Source organism: Streptomyces sp. NPDC052109 (assembly GCF_040680195.1).
Lineage (GTDB): Bacteria > Actinomycetota > Actinomycetes > Streptomycetales > Streptomycetaceae > Streptomyces.
This window is the reverse complement of sequence record NZ_JBFAWF010000001.1, coordinates 747,186-762,267: the sequence shown is the minus strand read 5'-3', so window position 1 is coordinate 762,267 and position 15,082 is coordinate 747,186. Positions and strand designations below refer to the sequence as shown.

Here is a 15,082-nt window from a genome sequence, read left to right as displayed (position 1 = left end):
GTGCCCGAACCCGAATCCCGCAACAGTGATCCGCACGCCGGTCCCCACGCACACGACATCCACCCGCACGCCGCGACCCTGAAACGGCTGGAGAAGTCCTCCGGGTCGCTCGCCGCCCAGGCCATCGCGCGGATGGACGAGACCCTGCCGTGGTACCGGGCCATGCCGCCGGAGAACCGTTCCTGGATCGGGCTCGTGGCCCAGGCGGGCATCGCCGCCTTCACCGAGTGGTTCCGGCACCCGGACGCCCCTCAGGCGATCTCCACCGACGTGTTCGGGACGGCGCCGCGCGAGCTGACCCGGGCCATCACGCTGCGGCAGACCGTGGAGATGGTGCGGACCACCATCGAGGTCATGGAGAGCGCGATCGACGAGGTCGCGGCGCCCGGGGACGAGGGGGTGCTGCGCGAGGCGCTGCTCGTGTACGCGCGGGAGATCGCCTTCGCCACCGCCCAGGTGTACGCGCAGGCGGCCGAGGCACGCGGTGCCTGGGACGCGCGGCTGGAGTCGCTGGTCGTCAACGCCGTGCTGAGCGGGGAGGCGGACGAGGGGGCCGTCAGCCGGGCCGCCGCGCTGGGGTGGAACTCGCCCGACCATGTGTGCGTCGTGCTGGGCACCGCGCCCGACGGGGACAGCGAGCTGACCGTCGAGGCCATCCGGCGGGCCGCGCGGCATGCCAAGCTCCAGGTGCTCACCGGCGTCCTCGGGGACCGGCTCGTCGTCATCGCCGGGGGCAGCCCCCATCCGCTCGCCGTCGCCAAGTCGCTGATCGGGCCCTTTGCCGCCGGACCCGTCGTCGCGGGGCCCGTCGTCTCGGATCTGCTGGCCGCCACCCGGTCCGCGCAGGCCGCCGCGGCGGGCCTGAAGGCGTGTTCCGCCTGGCAGGACGCGCCGCGTCCGGTGCTGGCGGACGATCTGCTGCCGGAGCGCGCGATCGCCGGTGATCCGAGCGCCCGCGAGCAACTGGTGGAGGAGATCTACAGACCGCTGGAGGAAGCGGGTTCCGCGCTGCTGGAAACCCTGAGTGTCTATCTCGAGCAGGCGAGCAGTCTCGAAGGCGCGGCCCGCATGCTCTTCGTTCACCCGAACACCGTGCGCTACCGGCTCCGACGTGTGACTGACGTCACCGGATGGTCACCTTCGGATGTACGATCCGCGTTCACACTGCGGATCGCGCTCATCCTGGGGCGTCTGGCCGACGGCGAGACCCCCGCATAGGGTTTTGTCGGAGGCCCACAAAAGCCCTTCGTGTTCTTCGTCCCTGTCCTCACGGGCGGCTCCGGCCGTCCCCAAGAGAGAGTGTGAGAGTGCTCGTACTCGTCGCTCCCGGCCAGGGCGCCCAGACGCCCGGCTTCCTGACTCCCTGGCTCGACCTCCCCGGTGCCGCGGACCGCGTCGCCGCGTGGTCGGACGCCATCGGGCTGGACCTGGTCCACTACGGCACCCAGGCCGACGCCGACGCCATCCGCGACACCGCGGTGGCCCAGCCGCTGCTGGTCGCCGCCGGGATCCTGTCCGCCGCGGCACTCGGTGACATCGCCGAGATCGCCCCGGGCGCCGTCGCCGGTCACAGCGTCGGCGAGATCACCGCCGCCGCCTTCGCCGGCGTCCTGGACGACACCGACGCGCTCGGCCTGGTGCGCAAGCGGGGTCTGGCGATGGCCGACGCCGCCGCGATCACCGAGACCGGCATGGCGGCGCTGCTCGGCGGCGACCCCGAGACCTCCGTGGCGCACCTGGAGAAGCTGGGCCTGACCCCGGCGAACATCAACGGCGCCGGCCAGATCGTCGCCGCGGGCACCCTGGAGCAGCTGGCCGCGCTGAACGAGGACAAGCCCGAGGGCGTCCGCAAGGTCATCGCGCTGAAGGTCGCCGGCGCCTTCCACACCCGCCACATGGCTCCCGCCGTGGAGACGCTGGCCAAGGCCGCCGCGGAGCTGGTGCCGGCCGACCCGAAGGTCCGTTACGTCTCCAACAAGGACGGCCGGGCCGTCGCGACGGGCACCGAGGTGCTCGAGCGACTGGTCGGCCAGGTCGCCAACCCCGTGCGCTGGGACCTGTGCATGGAGACCTTCAAGGAGCTGGGCGTCACCGCGCTCATCGAGGTGTGCCCGGGCGGCACGCTGACCGGCCTGGCCAAGCGGGCGCTGCCCGGCGTCACGACGCTGGCCCTGAAGACCCCCGACGACCTCGACGCGGCCCGCGAGCTCATCGCCGAGCACGCCGGCGCCGGTGCCTAAGGAGCCGTAGATGGCGAAGATCAAGCCCAGCAAGGGCGCCCCGTATGCGCGCATCCTCGGTGTCGGCGGCTACCGGCCGACGCGGGTGGTGCCCAACGAGGTGATCCTCGAGAAGATCGACTCGTCCGACGAGTGGATCCGCTCGCGGTCCGGCATCGAGACCCGGCACTGGGCCGGTCCGGACGAGACCGTGGCCGCGATGGCGATCGAGGCCTCCGGCAAGGCGATCGCGGACGCCGGCATCGGCGCCGAGCAGATCGGTGCCGTGGTCGTCTCCACGGTCTCGCACTTCAGCCAGACCCCGGCCGTCGCGACCGAGATCGCCGACAAGCTGGGCACCGACAGGGCCGCCGCCTTCGACATCTCGGCCGGCTGCGCGGGCTTCGGCTACGGCCTGACCCTCGCCAAGGGCATGGTGGTGGAGGGTTCCGCCGAGTACGTGCTCGTCATCGGCGTGGAGCGGCTCAGCGACCTGACCGACCTGGAGGACCGGGCCACGGCCTTCCTGTTCGGCGACGGCGCCGGCGCGGTCGTCGTCGGTCCCTCGCAGGAGCCGGCGATCGGCCCGACCGTGTGGGGCTCCGAGGGCGACAAGGCCGGGACCATCAAGCAGACCGTCCCGTGGGACCGGTTCCGGCTCGGTGACGTCTCAGAGCTGCCGCTGGACGCCGAGGGCAACGTCAAGTTCCCCGCGATCACGCAGGAGGGCCAGGCGGTGTTCCGCTGGGCCGTGTTCGAGATGGCGAAGGTCGCCCAGCAGGCGCTGGACGCGGCCGGGATCAGCCCGGACGACCTGGACGTCTTCATCCCGCACCAGGCCAACGTGCGGATCATCGACTCGATGGTGAAGACTCTCAAACTGCCGGAGCATGTCACGGTCGCCCGGGACATCCGCACCACCGGCAACACCTCGGCCGCCTCGATTCCGCTCGCGATGGAGCGGCTCCTGGCGACCGGGGAGGCGAAGAGCGGCGACACCGCGCTCGTCATCGGATTCGGGGCGGGTCTCGTCTACGCCGCCACGGTCGTTACCCTCCCCTAGGCACTCCGTGCCGGATCTTGCGATCGGGCACGGCAGCAATTGCCACAAACCGTCTGAACATCAAGAAGGAGCGCCGACATGGCCGCCACTCAGGAAGAGATCGTCAAGGGTCTCGCCGACATCGTTAACGAGATCGCTGGCATCCCGGTTGAGGACGTCCAGTTGGACAAGTCCTTCACCGACGACCTGGACGTCGACTCGCTGTCCATGGTCGAGGTCGTCGTCGCCGCCGAGGAGCGCTTCGACGTGAAGATCCCGGACGAGGACGTCAAGAACCTCAAGACCGTCGGTGACGCGACCGACTACATCCTCAAGCACCAGGCCTGAGCCACCCCTTAGGCCCCAGGCTGCAAGGCCCCGCCACCCGGCGGTGGCGCCGTAGAATCCCGCATCCGTTGGAGAAAGAATTCCCGTGAGCCCGACCAATCGCACCGTGGTCGTCACCGGTATCGGCGCAACCACACCGCTGGGTGGCGACGCAGCCTCGACCTGGGAAGGTCTGATCGCCGGCAAGTCCGGCGTCAAGCCCCTGGAGCAGGACTGGGCGGCCGAGCAGGCCGTCCGTATCGCGGCCCCGGTCGCCGTGGAGCCCATCGAGGTCATCCCGCGGCCGCAGGCCCGCAAGCTGGACCGTTCCGCGCAGTTCGCGCTGATCGCCGCTCAGGAGGCCTGGAAGGACGCGGGCTTCACCGGCAAGGCCGGTGAAAGCGCGACCTCAGCCGCTGACGCGGCGGGCAGCGTCGACCCGGACCGGCTGGGCGCGGTCATCGCCTCCGGCATCGGTGGCGTGACCACGCTGCTCGACCAGTACGACGTGCTCCGGGAGAAGGGCGTCCGCCGCGTCTCCCCGCACACCGTCCCCATGCTGATGCCGAACAGCCCCTCGGCCAACGTGGGCCTCCTCGTGGGTGCCCGTGCGGGCGTGCACACGCCGGTCTCCGCGTGCGCGTCGGGCGCCGAGGCCATCGGCTACGCCATCGAGATGATCCGTACCGGCCGTGCCGACGTCGTGGTCGCCGGCGGTACGGAGGCGGCCATCCACCCGCTGCCGATCGCCGCGTTCGGCAACATGATGGCGATGTCCAAGAACAACGAGAACCCGCAGGGCGCCTCGCGTCCCTACGACGTCGACCGCGACGGCTTCGTCCTCGGTGAGGGCGCCGGCGTGCTCGTCCTGGAGTCCGCCGAGCACGCCGCGAAGCGCGGGGCGCGGGTGTACGCGGAGGCCGTCGGGCAGGGCATCTCCGCCGACAGCCACGACATCGTGCAGCCGGAGCCCGAGGGCCGCGGCATCTCGCACGCGCTGCAGAACCTGCTGGACAACACCGGCCTGGACCCGGCCGAGATCGTGCACGTCAACGCGCACGCCACGTCGACGCCGGCCGGTGACATCGCCGAGCTGAAGGCGCTGCGGAAGGTGTTCGGCGACGACGCGGACCACATGGCGGTCTCCGCGACCAAGTCGATGACGGGTCACCTCCTCGGTGGCGCCGGCGGCGTGGAGTCCGTCGCGACCGTGCTCGCGCTGTACCACCGGGTGGCGCCGCCGACCATCAACATCGAGCACATCGACCCCGAGGCGGAGGCCAACGCCGACGTCGTCCGGGGCGAGGCCCGCAAGCTGCCCGTCGAGGGCCGTATCGCCGCGCTGAACGACTCGTTCGGCTTCGGTGGGCACAACGTGGTGCTGGCGTTCCGCAGCGTCTGAGAACGCGCGTGAAGGGCCCCTGCCGAACGGCAGGGGCCCTTTCCCGTGCCCGGACTCGAGCCCGGGTACGGAGACTCACACCACCTGGTGCAGCCAGCGCACCGGTGCGCCCTCTCCCGCGTACCGGAAGGGCTCCAGCTCGTCGTCCCACGGCTTGCCCAGGAGCTTGGCGATCTCGGCCTCCAGGTCGGTTTCCCCGCGCTGAGACCTGGTCAGCGCCGCGCGCAGGCGGTCCTCGGGGATGAGGATGTCGCCGTGGATGCCGGTGACGGCGTGGAAGATGCCGAGGTCGGGGGTGCAGCTGTAGCGCTCGCCCTCCGCGGTCGGGCAGGGCTCGGCGGTGACCTCGAAGCGCAGCAGGTGCCAGCCGCGCAGTGCGGAGGCGAGCTTGGAGGCCGTGCCGGCCTCGCCCTGCCAGGAGAACTCCGAGCGCCAGGTGCCGGGGGCCGCGGGCTGCCGGATCCAGTCGAGGCTGACGCGCGTGCCGAGCACCCCGGCGACGGCCCACTCGACGTGCGGGCACAGCGCGCGCGGCGCGGAGTGCACGTACAGAACTCCACGTGTCGTCACCGGAACCTCCGGGCAGAGCGGGACATCTTGCTGACTGGCTGGCGGCTGTGGCGCGACGGCCGCGTTGATGGCGAGGCTACCCTGCGGCGGTGCAAGGAGTGTGACGTACCGTCGGTCCCGCTGCCAGGAAACCTCCGCCATTCACCCAGGGGGACGCTTGTACGGGGGTGCTCCGTTCCAAGGCGCCCGGTCGGGAACCCTCGCACGTTGTTATGGAGGAAGCACCGGAAACATCGGATTCGACGACGAGCGGATCCGACGACGAGGGGATCACCAGGGGATGCGGAAGCGAAGCAGCCGGGCGCGGGCCGCTCTCGCCGTCGTGGCGGCCGCCGTGCTGGGCGTCGCCGGCTGCGACACCGGGGACGGTTCGCCCGCGCCCGAGGGCAGCAAGGCGCGCGCCGCCAGACCCGCGCCGCTGTGGAACCGCAGCCCGGAATCGATCGCCGCGGTCGGTGACTCCATCACGCGCGGCTTCGACGCGTGCACGGTGCTGTCGGACTGCCCGGAGGTGTCCTGGGCGACGGGCAGCGACTCGGAGGTCGACAGCCTGGCGGTGCGGTTGCTCGGGGCCGCGGGCGCGGCGGAGCGCAGCTGGAACTACGCGGTGACGGGCGCCCGGATGGCGGATCTGCCGGAGCAGATGTCCCAGGCGGCGGAGCGCGACCCGGCGCTGGTGACGGTGATGGTGGGCGCGAACGACGCCTGCCGGTCCTCGGCGCGGGCGATGACCTCGGTGGCCGACTTCCGCGCGGACTTCGAGGAGGCCCTGCACACGCTGCGCGCGGCCTCACCGAAGACGCAGGTGTACGTGGCGAGCGTGCCGAACCTGAAGCGGCTGTGGTCCGAGGGGCGGACCAATCCGCTGGGCAGGGAGGTGTGGAAGCTCGGCATCTGCCCGTCGATGCTGTCCGACGCGGACGACCTGACCGGCGCCGCCACGGTGCGCCGGGACCGGGTGCAGCAGCGGGTGGTGGAGTACAACAAGGTGCTGCAGGAGGTCTGCGCCAAGGACCGCCGCTGCCGCTTCGACGGCAACGCGGTCTACGACTACCGCTTCGGCACCGACCAGCTCAGCCGCTGGGACTGGTTCCACCCCAGCAAGGACGGCCAGGCGCGGCTCGCGGCGATCGCGTACCGGACGATCACCGCGGCCGATCCGGTCGCGTGAGGAACCGATCGCCTAGGGTTTTTCACATGAGCGAACTTTTCGGCACACTTTCCGACGGCACCGAGGTCCACCGCTGGACGCTGGAGCGCGCCGGGACACGGGTGGAGATCCTGACGTACGGCGGGATCGTGCGGTCGGTCGAGGTGCCGGACCGGGAGGGCCGGACGGCGAACGTGGTGCTGGGCTTCGCGGGCCTCGACGGCTATCTCGCCCACCCGGAGCCGTACTTCGGTGCCCTGGTCGGACGGTACGCCAACCGGATCGCGCAGGCCCGCTTCCCGCTGGACGGCGCGGTCTACGCCCTGGAGCGGAACAGCGGCCCGAACTCCCTGCACGGCGGGGCCCGCGGCTTCGACAAGCGGGTCTGGGCGGCGGAAGCCCTCGAAGACGCGGCGCACGGGGTGCGGCTGCACCGGGTGAGCCCGCACGGGGAGGAGGGCTTTCCCGGGCGGCTGGAGGTGTCGGCGACGTACACGCTGGACGCCTCCGGTGCGCTGCGGATCGCGTACGAGGCGGTCACGGACGCGCCGACGGTGATCAACCTCACCCACCACGGCTACTTCAACCTGGCCGGCTCGGGCCACGCGGGCGGGCAGAAACTGCGGCTCGCCGCCTCCCGCTTCACCCCGGTCGACGCGGACCTGATCCCGACGGGCGCCCGGGAGGACGTGACCGGCTCCCGGTTCGACTTCCGAGCCTCCCGCAAGGTCGGTTCGGGTTACGACCACAACTTCGTCCTGGACAAGGGCGTGACCGGCGCCCCGGAGGAGGTCGCCGAGCTCCACGACCCGGCCTCCGGCCGGACCCTGACCATCGCCACCACCGAGCCGGGCCTCCAGCTCTACACCGCCGACCATCTGCCGGAGCCGTTCGCCCCGGTCGCCGGCATCGCCCTGGAGACCCAGCACTTCCCGGACTCCCCGAACCGACCGGACTTCCCGAGTACGGTGCTGCGGCCGGGGGAGGTGTTCCGGTCGGAGACGGTGTACGGGTTCGGGCACGTCTAGGGAGTCTCGTCCCGCATCCCCTTCGCCGCCTTGCCCGGCGGGGCCATCGCCCCGCCGCAGATGAGCAGCGTCGCACCGCCGGCCACGACCGGTCCGGCCTCGTGCCCCTTGATCCCCTCCCCCGTCACCGTCGTCGCCAGCACGAAGATGATCGAGTACAGGCTCCGGCCGACCTTCGCGCCGGCCGGAATCACCTGGAGCAGCTGCGGGAAGGTCGTCACGGCGGCCAGTGCCATGCCGAAGGGCAGGGCGGCGACCGGCATCAGCGCGCCGAAGCCGAGGGAGTTGCCGTACGCGCCCCGGTCGGCGCCCTCGTAGAGCAGCCAGCCGGCCGCGGCGAGGGAGAGCAGGACCAGCAGGCCGAGCCCGGCGAGCGCGGCGACGAATCCGAGGGGCTGGCGGGTGATGCCGAAGTGGGCACCGTCGAAGGTGAGCGGGATGCCGAGGACCATCCCGTAGGCCATGGGCTCGGCCTTCGCCTGGATCTTCAGCGCCGGCTCCCGCTGGGCCGGGGTGAGGCGGGGGTCCAGCCGCATCCGTCCCTCGCCCACGTGCGGCGCGGGCGGGTGGGGGGACTGCTGCGCGGGGTAGGGCTGCTGCGGATACGGCTGCTGATACCGCGGCGGCCCGTACGGTCCCGGCGGTGGCTGCCGGCCTGGATACACGATGTCTGTCTCTCCCCCGTGCTGTGCCCGTGTATACGCAGCGGGAGACGACGAGCCCCGGTCCAGGGGTCAGGTCCCGGACCGGGGCTGCTCGTGGGGGACTTGTCCCGGATCAGACGTTAATCGGCGTGGTGAGCCTGCGGTCCGTGATCGAGCGTCCGACAGCGATCTCGTACGAACCCTTCACAAACGCCCACCCGTTCGCCTTCTCGTCCCAGATCTCGAAGGCCCGGCGCGGCAGGGCGATGGTCACCTCTACGCTCTCGCCGGGACCGGCCTCGGCGGCGGCGAAGCCGGCGAGCAGGCGGGCCGGGCGCTGGGGGTCGGGCTGGGCCGGGCAGACGTAGACCTGGACGACCTCGCGGCCGGGTCGCCCGCCCGTGTTGCTCAGGCGGATGCGCACGGTGGTGCCGTCGACGTCCAGGGACTCGTAGGTCCAGTCGGTGTATCCGAGGCCGTGGCCGAAGGGGTACGCCGGGGTGCGGCCCTCCTTCTCCCAGGCGCGGTAACCGATGAAGACTCCTTCGGAATAGGGAAGTTCACCGTCGATGGGGGTGACCCGGGTGACCGGGGCGTCGGCGAGGGAGCCCCAGGTGGTGGGGAGCCGGCCGCCGGGCTCGTGGGCGCCGGTGAGGACGTCGGCGAGGGCGGCGCCCCCCTCCTGGCCGGGGAACCAGCTGAGCAGGACGGCGGCGACCCGGTCGCGCCAGGGCAGCTCCACCGGCGAGCCGGAGTTGACCACGACCACGGTGTTCGGGTTGGCGGCGGCGACCGCGCGGACCAGGTCGTCCTGACGGCCGGGCAGCCTGAGGTCCGTACGGTCGAAGCCCTCGGACTCGACGCGGTCGGTGGTGGCGACCATGACGACGGCCGTGTCGGCGCTCCGTGCCGCCTCGATCGCCTCGGCGATCAGCTCGTCGGGGTCGCGCTGCGGCTCCGCGTGGGCGAGCGCGAAGGTGACGACCTTCATCGGGATGGCGTCGGGGAGCCGGACGACGTGGGTGAGGGAGACGTCGACCGGTTCGCCGGCGGTGAGTTCGGCCTGGGCGCGGGGCACGGGGGCGCCGAAGAAGGCCTCGAAGGGGTCGTCCTTGTCGGGGCGCTGCACGTCGTCGAAGTACGTCGTGCCGTCGACGGTGAGGGTGAAGGCGCCCATGCCCCTGATGCCGAGGGTGTGCGGACCGGACACGCGCGGGGTGAAGGTGCCGGTGAGCTCCACGGTGTGCAGGCGGTCGTGGGTGACGCCGTCGGGGAGGTCCGATCCCATCCACTGGATCAGTCCGTTGGGGGCGGACCGGGTGCCGATGACCTCGCCCGCCGCGTCCCGGCAGACGGCCTGGAGGCTGAAACCCCGTCCGGCCACGGCGAGTTCGGTGGCCGGGTCGGCGCCGACGGCATAGCTGAGCGTGCCCTCGGCAAGGGCGGCGGTGAGACCGTCGAGCGGGGAGACGATCCGGGCCGGGAAGACGGTGGCGGAGCCGCCGCCGAGGACGCGGGCGTCGCGGGCCGCGGCGCCGATCAGGGCCACCGTGCCGCCCGGCTTCAGGGGCAGGGCGGCGTTCTCGTTGCGGACGAGGACGAAGGAGCGGCGGGCGATCTCGCGGGCCAGCGCCTCGCCGTCCACCGGGGCCGGGGGTTCCGGCACGACGGGTTCGGCTCCCTCCAGGATGCCGACGCGGGCCGCCAGCCGCAGCACGCGCCGTACGGCCGCGTCGACGGTGGCCTCGGCGACCTCGCCGTCCCGGACGGCCTGCGCGAGGGCTTCGCCGTACACGGTCCGCGGCCCGGGCATGGCCACGTCCAGGCCGCCCTCGATGGCGCCGACCGTGTCCCGGGCGGCCATCCAGTCGGAGACGTTGAAGCCGTCGAAGCCCCATTCGCCGCGCAGGACTTCGCCGACCAGGTGGTGGTGTTCGGTCATGGTGGTGCCGTTGACCGTGTTGTAGGCGGTCATGATGCCCCACGGGTGGGCGTTCTCGACGATGGCCTCGAAGGGGGCCAGGTACAGCTCGCGCAGGGCGCGTTCGGGGACCAGGTTGTTCACGGTGAGGCGGTCGGTCTCGGCGTCGTTGGCGACGAAGTGCTTGACGGTGGTGCCGACTCCTCCGGACTGCACGCCGCAGACGTAACCGGTGCCCATCACGCCGGTCAGGTACGGGTCCTCGCTGTAGCACTCGAAGTGCCGGCCGCCGAGCGGGGAGCGGTGCAGGTTGACCGTGGGCGCGAGCAGCACATGGACGCCCTTGCGGCGGGCCTCCTGGGCGAGCAGCACCCCTGCGCGGCGGGCGAGTTCGGGGTCCCAGGTGGCGGCGAGCGCGGTCGGCGAGGGCAGGGCGACGGAGGGGTCGTCGGCGGTCCAGCGCACGCCCCGGACGCCGATCGGACCGTCGGACATGACGAGGGACTTCAGGCCGATCTCCGGCAGGGCGGGCAGGGTCCACATGTCCTGACCGGCCAGCAGCCGCGTCTTGGCAGCCAGGTCGAGCGTGCCGAGAGCGGCCTCGACGACCGCCTCGCGGGCCGTGTCGGCCGGGGTGGGCTGGGATCCCGCCATCGCGGTGCCTCCTCGTTGTCCGGTGCTGGTGCCTCCATCGTGCATCCGGTACCTGTAGAACGGTAGGTTTCGTTATCTTGCCGTTATATTTCGGGGATGGGGATGCCGTAGGTTGAGGACATGAACGCGAGGGTCAGGAGCGAGGAGCGGCGCGCTGAGATCGTCGGGGCGGCCCTGGAGGTGATCGCCGAGCGCGGTTACCGGGGGGCGAGCCTGGCCGCGGTCGCCGAGCGCGTCGGCCTCACCCAGCAGGGCCTGCTGCACCACTTCCCCACCAAGGACGCCCTGTTGGTGGCCGTCCTGCAGGAGCGGGACCGGTGGGACGCGGTGCCGGACACCCGGTGGCGGGTGGATCTGCTGGCCTCGCTGGTGGAGTACAACGCGATGCGGCCGGCGATCATCCAGACCTTCTCGGCCCTGCTCGGGGAGAGCGTGACGGAGGGGCATCCGGCACGGGGGTATTTCACCGAGCGGTACGCCCGGGTGCGGGAGTCCATGACGACGGCCCTGCGCGCCGGGTACGGCGACCGCCTGCCGAACGGCCTCACCCCCGAGCGGTCCGCTCCGCTGCTGGTCGCGGTGATGGACGGGCTGCAGTACCAGTGGCTGCTGGACCCGGAGTCGGTGGACATGCCGGGGGCGTTCCGGGACTTCCTGCGGCTGCTGGGCGAGCCGGTGGACTGACGACGGCTCTTCTCACGCGGCTGGTACGGCCGCCACGACTTCCGCCTCCACCGGCGCCTCGGGGCGGAACAGACGCGGGACCTCGAAGGTCATGCTCGTCGGCGGTGTCCCCGTGCGGAACTCCCGCCGCACCGAACCGCGTTCGTCGAGCTTTCCGATGTCCGTCAGGTGCCGGCGACGGCGGTGAGCGCCTCGGGTCCGGCGAGCATAGTGATCACCGACCCCGGCGGCACGCGCCTTCGTGGCGGCCCTGCGAGAGGCGGCGGAAGGGATCCCACGCCGAGCGGAACCCGGACACCCGACGCCGTACGCCGGGCGCGGGGCGCTCAGTGCGACGGCGCGAGCGCGAGGCTGATGCCGAGGCCGGCCAGGACCGAGCCGATGACCTTGTTGAGGACCTTCTGGGCGCGCAGCATCAGGGCCCGCATCCGGGCCTGCGAGAAGAACGCGGCGACCACCCCGAACCACGACAGGTGGGCCAGCGACATGAACAGGCCGTAGCCGACCTGCTGATACAGCGGGGTCTCGGGGCTGACTACCTGGGCGAAGGTGGACACGACGAAGAGGGTGGTCTTCGGGTTGAGGACGTTGGTGAGGAAGCCGGTGCGCAACGCCGCGAACGGGGTCAGTTCACGCCGGTCCTCCAGGTCGATCTTCAGCTCGCCGCGGGTGCGGTAGGTGCGGATGCCGGCGTAGACGAGATAGGCCGCGCCGACCAGCTTGATCACTGTGAACAGGGCGGTGGAGGAGGCGATCAGCAGGCCGACGCCGAGCAGGGTGTAGGTGACGTGGACCAGGACGCCCGCGGCGACGCCCGTTGCGGCGAGCAGGCCGGTGCGGCGGCCGTACAGATAGCTGTTGCGGACGATCATGGCGAAGTCGGCTCCGGGCGCGACGACGGCGAGGACGGTGATGACGGCGACGGCGAGTATCTGGGTCACGGGGTGACGTCCTCCGGTCGGCGCTCCCCGTCGGGAGCGGAGTCGTCGTCGGCGGTCTCCTCGCCGAGCAGGTCGCGGGCGAGGAGCGTGGCGCCCGCGACCGCGCCCGGCATCAGGAACACCGCGACGAACGGGACCAGGAAGGCCAGGCCGAGGGGCGTACCGAAGCCCCAGGCCAGGGCCTTGCGGGAGCGGAGCAGGGCCAGCCGGGCGCGTAGTTCGACGCCCCGGCGCTGCAGGGCCACGGCGGTCAGTTCCTCGGAGAGGAAGAACCCGGTGACGAAGAAGCCGATCACGGGCACGACGGTCTGCCCGACGAACGGCAGGAAGCCCAGGGCGAAGAGCAGCACGCCCCACAGCGCGGCCCGCACCAGGACGCGCAGGCTGTCCCGGGCCGAGATCCACAGCTCGCGCCAGAAGGGCCGGTCCGGCTGCGGGGCGGTGCCGTCGGGCGAGACATCGGCGTCGACGTTCGCCGACAGGTTCTCGTAGAAGGGCTGGCCGATCAGCAGGGTGACCGCCGTGAACGTCAGCACGGCCAGCAGCAGGCCGAGCGCGAACAGGACGGCCGTCAGAAGGCCGCGGAACAGGCCCTGCCAGGGACTGGACCAGTCGTCCGCGAAGGGCGTCGCCCAGGTGACCGCGTCCTCGCCCCACACCGCGAGCGCGACCAGCGCCGCCGCGTAGAGGACCAGAGTGATCAGCCCGGGCAGCAGCCCGAAACCGTAACTGCGGCCGTGCCGGGCCATCCAGCGCTGGCCCTTCAGCAGATAACCGAGCCCCGCCCCAAGATCGCGCATGGCGGGCACTTTACCGATGATCGTACGTACGGCGCCCGGTTCTCAGTCCGTCAGCATCCGGCGCAGCAGGTCGCGCAGGGAGCGGCGTTCGGCGTCCGAGAGGCCGGCTAGGGGCTCGCGGGCGAAGTGGAGGCCCTCGCGCAGGTCACGGGCGACGGTCAGGCCCTCGCCGGTGGCGGCGGCCACCTTCACCCGGCGGTCGTCCGGGTCGGGGCGGCGCTCGACCAGACCCCGGGACTCCAGCCGGTCGACTATGCCCGTGACGTTCGACGGCTCGCACTTCAGCCTCTGCGCGAGCTTCCGCATCGGCAGCGGTTCCACCGAGAGCAGGCTGAGGAGCCGGGCCTGCGGTCCGGTCAGCGCGTGCTCGCCCGCGGCTTCCTCGTAGTCCGCGTAGAAGCGGGCCACGACGTCTCCGATGAGCTCGACGACCTCCATCGTCAGGGCGTCGGGGCGGTGGGTCTTCGGTGGTGGGGCCATACACACCAGGATACCCGCTTACTTGACATCATGAAATATTGAAGCGCATGGTTGTTTCAGGTTCTGAAGTATTCAGGAAAGGCGCTGTCATGATCAACCGCGAGTGGCATCTGCTCAGCCGTCCCGTCGGCTGGCCCAGGCCGGAGGACTTCGCTCTCGTCGAGACGCCGGTCCCGACCCCGGGCGAGGGACAGGTGCTGGTGCGGAACAAGTACCTCTCCGTGGACCCGTACATGCGCGGCCGCATGAGTGCCGCGAAGTCGTACGCCGCCCCCTACGAACTGGGCAAGGTCATGCAGGGCGGCGCGGTCGGCGAGGTGATCACCTCCCACGCCGAGGGCATCGAGGCCGGCGACCACGTCCTGCACTTCTTCGGCTGGCGCGAGTACGCGGTCGTCGACGCGAAGAACGCGGTCAAGGTGGGCCCGGCGGTCGTCCCGGCCGTCAAGGTCGACGACAAGGCCCACGACGTGCCGCTGTCGGCCTACCTGGGCGTCCTCGGCATGACGGGCCTGACCGCCTACGCGGGCCTGCTGCGCACCGCCTCCTTCAAGGAGGGCGACATCGTCTTCGTCTCCGGCGCCGCGGGTGCCGTGGGCAGCGAGGTCGGCCAGATCGCCAAGCTTCTCGGCGCCTCCCGGGTCATCGGCTCGGCCGGCTCCGACGAGAAGGTCAAGCTGCTGGTCGAGGAGTACGGTTTCAACGCCGCGTTCAACTACAGGAACGGCCCGGTGAGCGAGCAGTTGCGCGAGGCGGCGCCGGACGGCATCGACGTCTACTTCGACAACGTGGGCGGTGACCACCTGGAGGCCGCCATCGGCTCGCTCCGCGAGGGCGGCCGCATCGCCGTCTGCGGCATGATCTCGGTCTACAACAACACCGAGCCCGCGCCCGGCCCGAGGAACCTCGCCCGGCTGATCCAGACCCGGGGCCGCATCGAGGGCTTCCTGGTCGGCGACCACTACGACCTGCAGCCGGAGTTCGTCCAGAAGGTCGGCCCGTGGGTCGCCTCGGGTGATCTGAAGTACCGCGAGACGGTCGTCGAGGGCGTCGAGAACACCCTGGAGGCGTTCCTCGGGGTGCTGCGCGGCGACAACATCGGCAAGATGATCGTCAAGCTCTGAGGGCCGGACAGGCCTTCCCCACCGTTTCCGGCATGCGGTAACTTCTTTCCGAATCCCGCCGTCGATCGTGGGCGCGAGTCGGGGCGGGCCGAGGAG

Annotated in this window: 15 protein-coding genes; 9 read left to right on the top strand and 6 right to left on the bottom strand. The window is 71.5% G+C overall.

From position 1 onward, the window contains the following. From AB0L59_RS03410 to AB0L59_RS03390, 5 genes are all read left to right on the top strand, one after another. The gene (locus tag AB0L59_RS03410; RefSeq protein WP_365578684.1) at window positions 1–1,218 is read left to right on the top strand and encodes a helix-turn-helix domain-containing protein; all 1,218 of its coding nucleotides are present in this window, start codon (window positions 1–3) and stop codon (window positions 1,216–1,218) included. A gap of 89 nt (window positions 1,219–1,307) precedes the next feature. Further along, complete coding sequence (locus AB0L59_RS03405) at window positions 1,308–2,240, top strand: ACP S-malonyltransferase (RefSeq protein WP_365578682.1); 933 nt, start codon at window positions 1,308–1,310, stop codon at window positions 2,238–2,240. Between the two features lie 10 nt (window positions 2,241–2,250). Next, complete coding sequence (locus AB0L59_RS03400; protein WP_365578680.1) at window positions 2,251–3,282, top strand: ketoacyl-ACP synthase III; 1,032 nt, start codon at window positions 2,251–2,253, stop codon at window positions 3,280–3,282. A gap of 78 nt (window positions 3,283–3,360) precedes the next feature. Further along, window positions 3,361–3,609, top strand: coding sequence for an acyl carrier protein (locus tag AB0L59_RS03395; RefSeq protein WP_361244522.1), 249 nt, complete (start codon window positions 3,361–3,363; stop codon window positions 3,607–3,609). Between the two features lie 85 nt (window positions 3,610–3,694). After that, entirely contained in the window at window positions 3,695–4,990 is a 1,296-nt protein-coding gene (locus tag AB0L59_RS03390; RefSeq protein ID WP_365578678.1) for a beta-ketoacyl-[acyl-carrier-protein] synthase family protein, read from the top strand. Between the two features lie 75 nt (window positions 4,991–5,065). On the opposite strand, the gene AB0L59_RS03385 is transcribed toward AB0L59_RS03390, so the two are convergent. Next, the gene (locus tag AB0L59_RS03385; RefSeq protein ID WP_330340336.1) at window positions 5,066–5,560 is read right to left on the bottom strand and encodes a DUF3145 domain-containing protein; all 495 of its coding nucleotides are present in this window, start codon (window positions 5,558–5,560) and stop codon (window positions 5,066–5,068) included. 280 nt (window positions 5,561–5,840) lie between these two features. Between AB0L59_RS03385 and AB0L59_RS03380 the strand changes: the two genes are divergently transcribed. After that, the gene (locus tag AB0L59_RS03380; protein ID WP_365578676.1) at window positions 5,841–6,731 is read left to right on the top strand and encodes an SGNH/GDSL hydrolase family protein; all 891 of its coding nucleotides are present in this window, start codon (window positions 5,841–5,843) and stop codon (window positions 6,729–6,731) included. A 26-nt stretch (window positions 6,732–6,757) separates the two neighbouring features. After that, the gene (locus AB0L59_RS03375) at window positions 6,758–7,738 is read left to right on the top strand and encodes an aldose epimerase family protein (protein ID WP_365578674.1); all 981 of its coding nucleotides are present in this window, start codon (window positions 6,758–6,760) and stop codon (window positions 7,736–7,738) included. Here AB0L59_RS03375 and AB0L59_RS03370 read toward each other — a convergent pair. Then, window positions 7,735–8,274 (bottom strand): hypothetical protein, encoded by a 540-nt coding sequence (locus AB0L59_RS03370; RefSeq protein WP_365578672.1) that lies wholly within the window; start codon window positions 8,272–8,274, stop codon window positions 7,735–7,737. The genes AB0L59_RS03375 and AB0L59_RS03370 overlap by 4 nt on opposite strands. A 241-nt stretch (window positions 8,275–8,515) precedes the next feature. Beyond that, the gene (locus AB0L59_RS03365; protein ID WP_365578670.1) at window positions 8,516–10,957 is read right to left on the bottom strand and encodes a glycoside hydrolase family 3 C-terminal domain-containing protein; all 2,442 of its coding nucleotides are present in this window, start codon (window positions 10,955–10,957) and stop codon (window positions 8,516–8,518) included. 120 nt (window positions 10,958–11,077) lie between these two features. On the opposite strand from AB0L59_RS03365, the gene AB0L59_RS03360 reads away from it, so the two are divergent. Next, on the top strand, window positions 11,078–11,641 hold the full coding sequence (locus tag AB0L59_RS03360; protein WP_365578668.1) for a TetR/AcrR family transcriptional regulator: 564 nt from the start codon (window positions 11,078–11,080) through the stop codon (window positions 11,639–11,641). Between the two features lie 326 nt (window positions 11,642–11,967). Here AB0L59_RS03360 and AB0L59_RS03355 read toward each other — a convergent pair whose 3' ends face one another. The 3 genes from AB0L59_RS03355 to AB0L59_RS03345 are packed head-to-tail and all read right to left on the bottom strand — an operon-like array spanning window position 11,968 to window position 13,862. Further along, window positions 11,968–12,582 carry a LysE family transporter gene (locus AB0L59_RS03355; protein ID WP_365578666.1) on the bottom strand — a complete coding sequence of 205 codons (615 nt, stop codon included), beginning with the start codon at window positions 12,580–12,582 and terminating at the stop codon, window positions 11,968–11,970. Next, window positions 12,579–13,382, bottom strand: a complete 804-nt coding sequence (locus tag AB0L59_RS03350) for an EI24 domain-containing protein (protein WP_365578664.1) — start codon at window positions 13,380–13,382, stop codon at window positions 12,579–12,581. The genes AB0L59_RS03355 and AB0L59_RS03350 overlap by 4 nt, the downstream gene beginning before the upstream one ends. 42 nt (window positions 13,383–13,424) lie before the next feature. Further along, window positions 13,425–13,862, bottom strand: a complete 438-nt coding sequence (locus tag AB0L59_RS03345) for a MarR family transcriptional regulator (protein WP_365578662.1) — start codon at window positions 13,860–13,862, stop codon at window positions 13,425–13,427. Window positions 13,863–13,951: 89 nt separating this feature from the next. Here AB0L59_RS03345 and AB0L59_RS03340 point away from each other — a divergent pair, with 89 nt between their 5' ends. Beyond that, window positions 13,952–14,986 carry an NADP-dependent oxidoreductase gene (locus AB0L59_RS03340; protein WP_365578660.1) on the top strand — a complete coding sequence of 345 codons (1,035 nt, stop codon included), beginning with the start codon at window positions 13,952–13,954 and terminating at the stop codon, window positions 14,984–14,986. Window positions 14,987–15,082 lie beyond the last annotated feature (96 nt).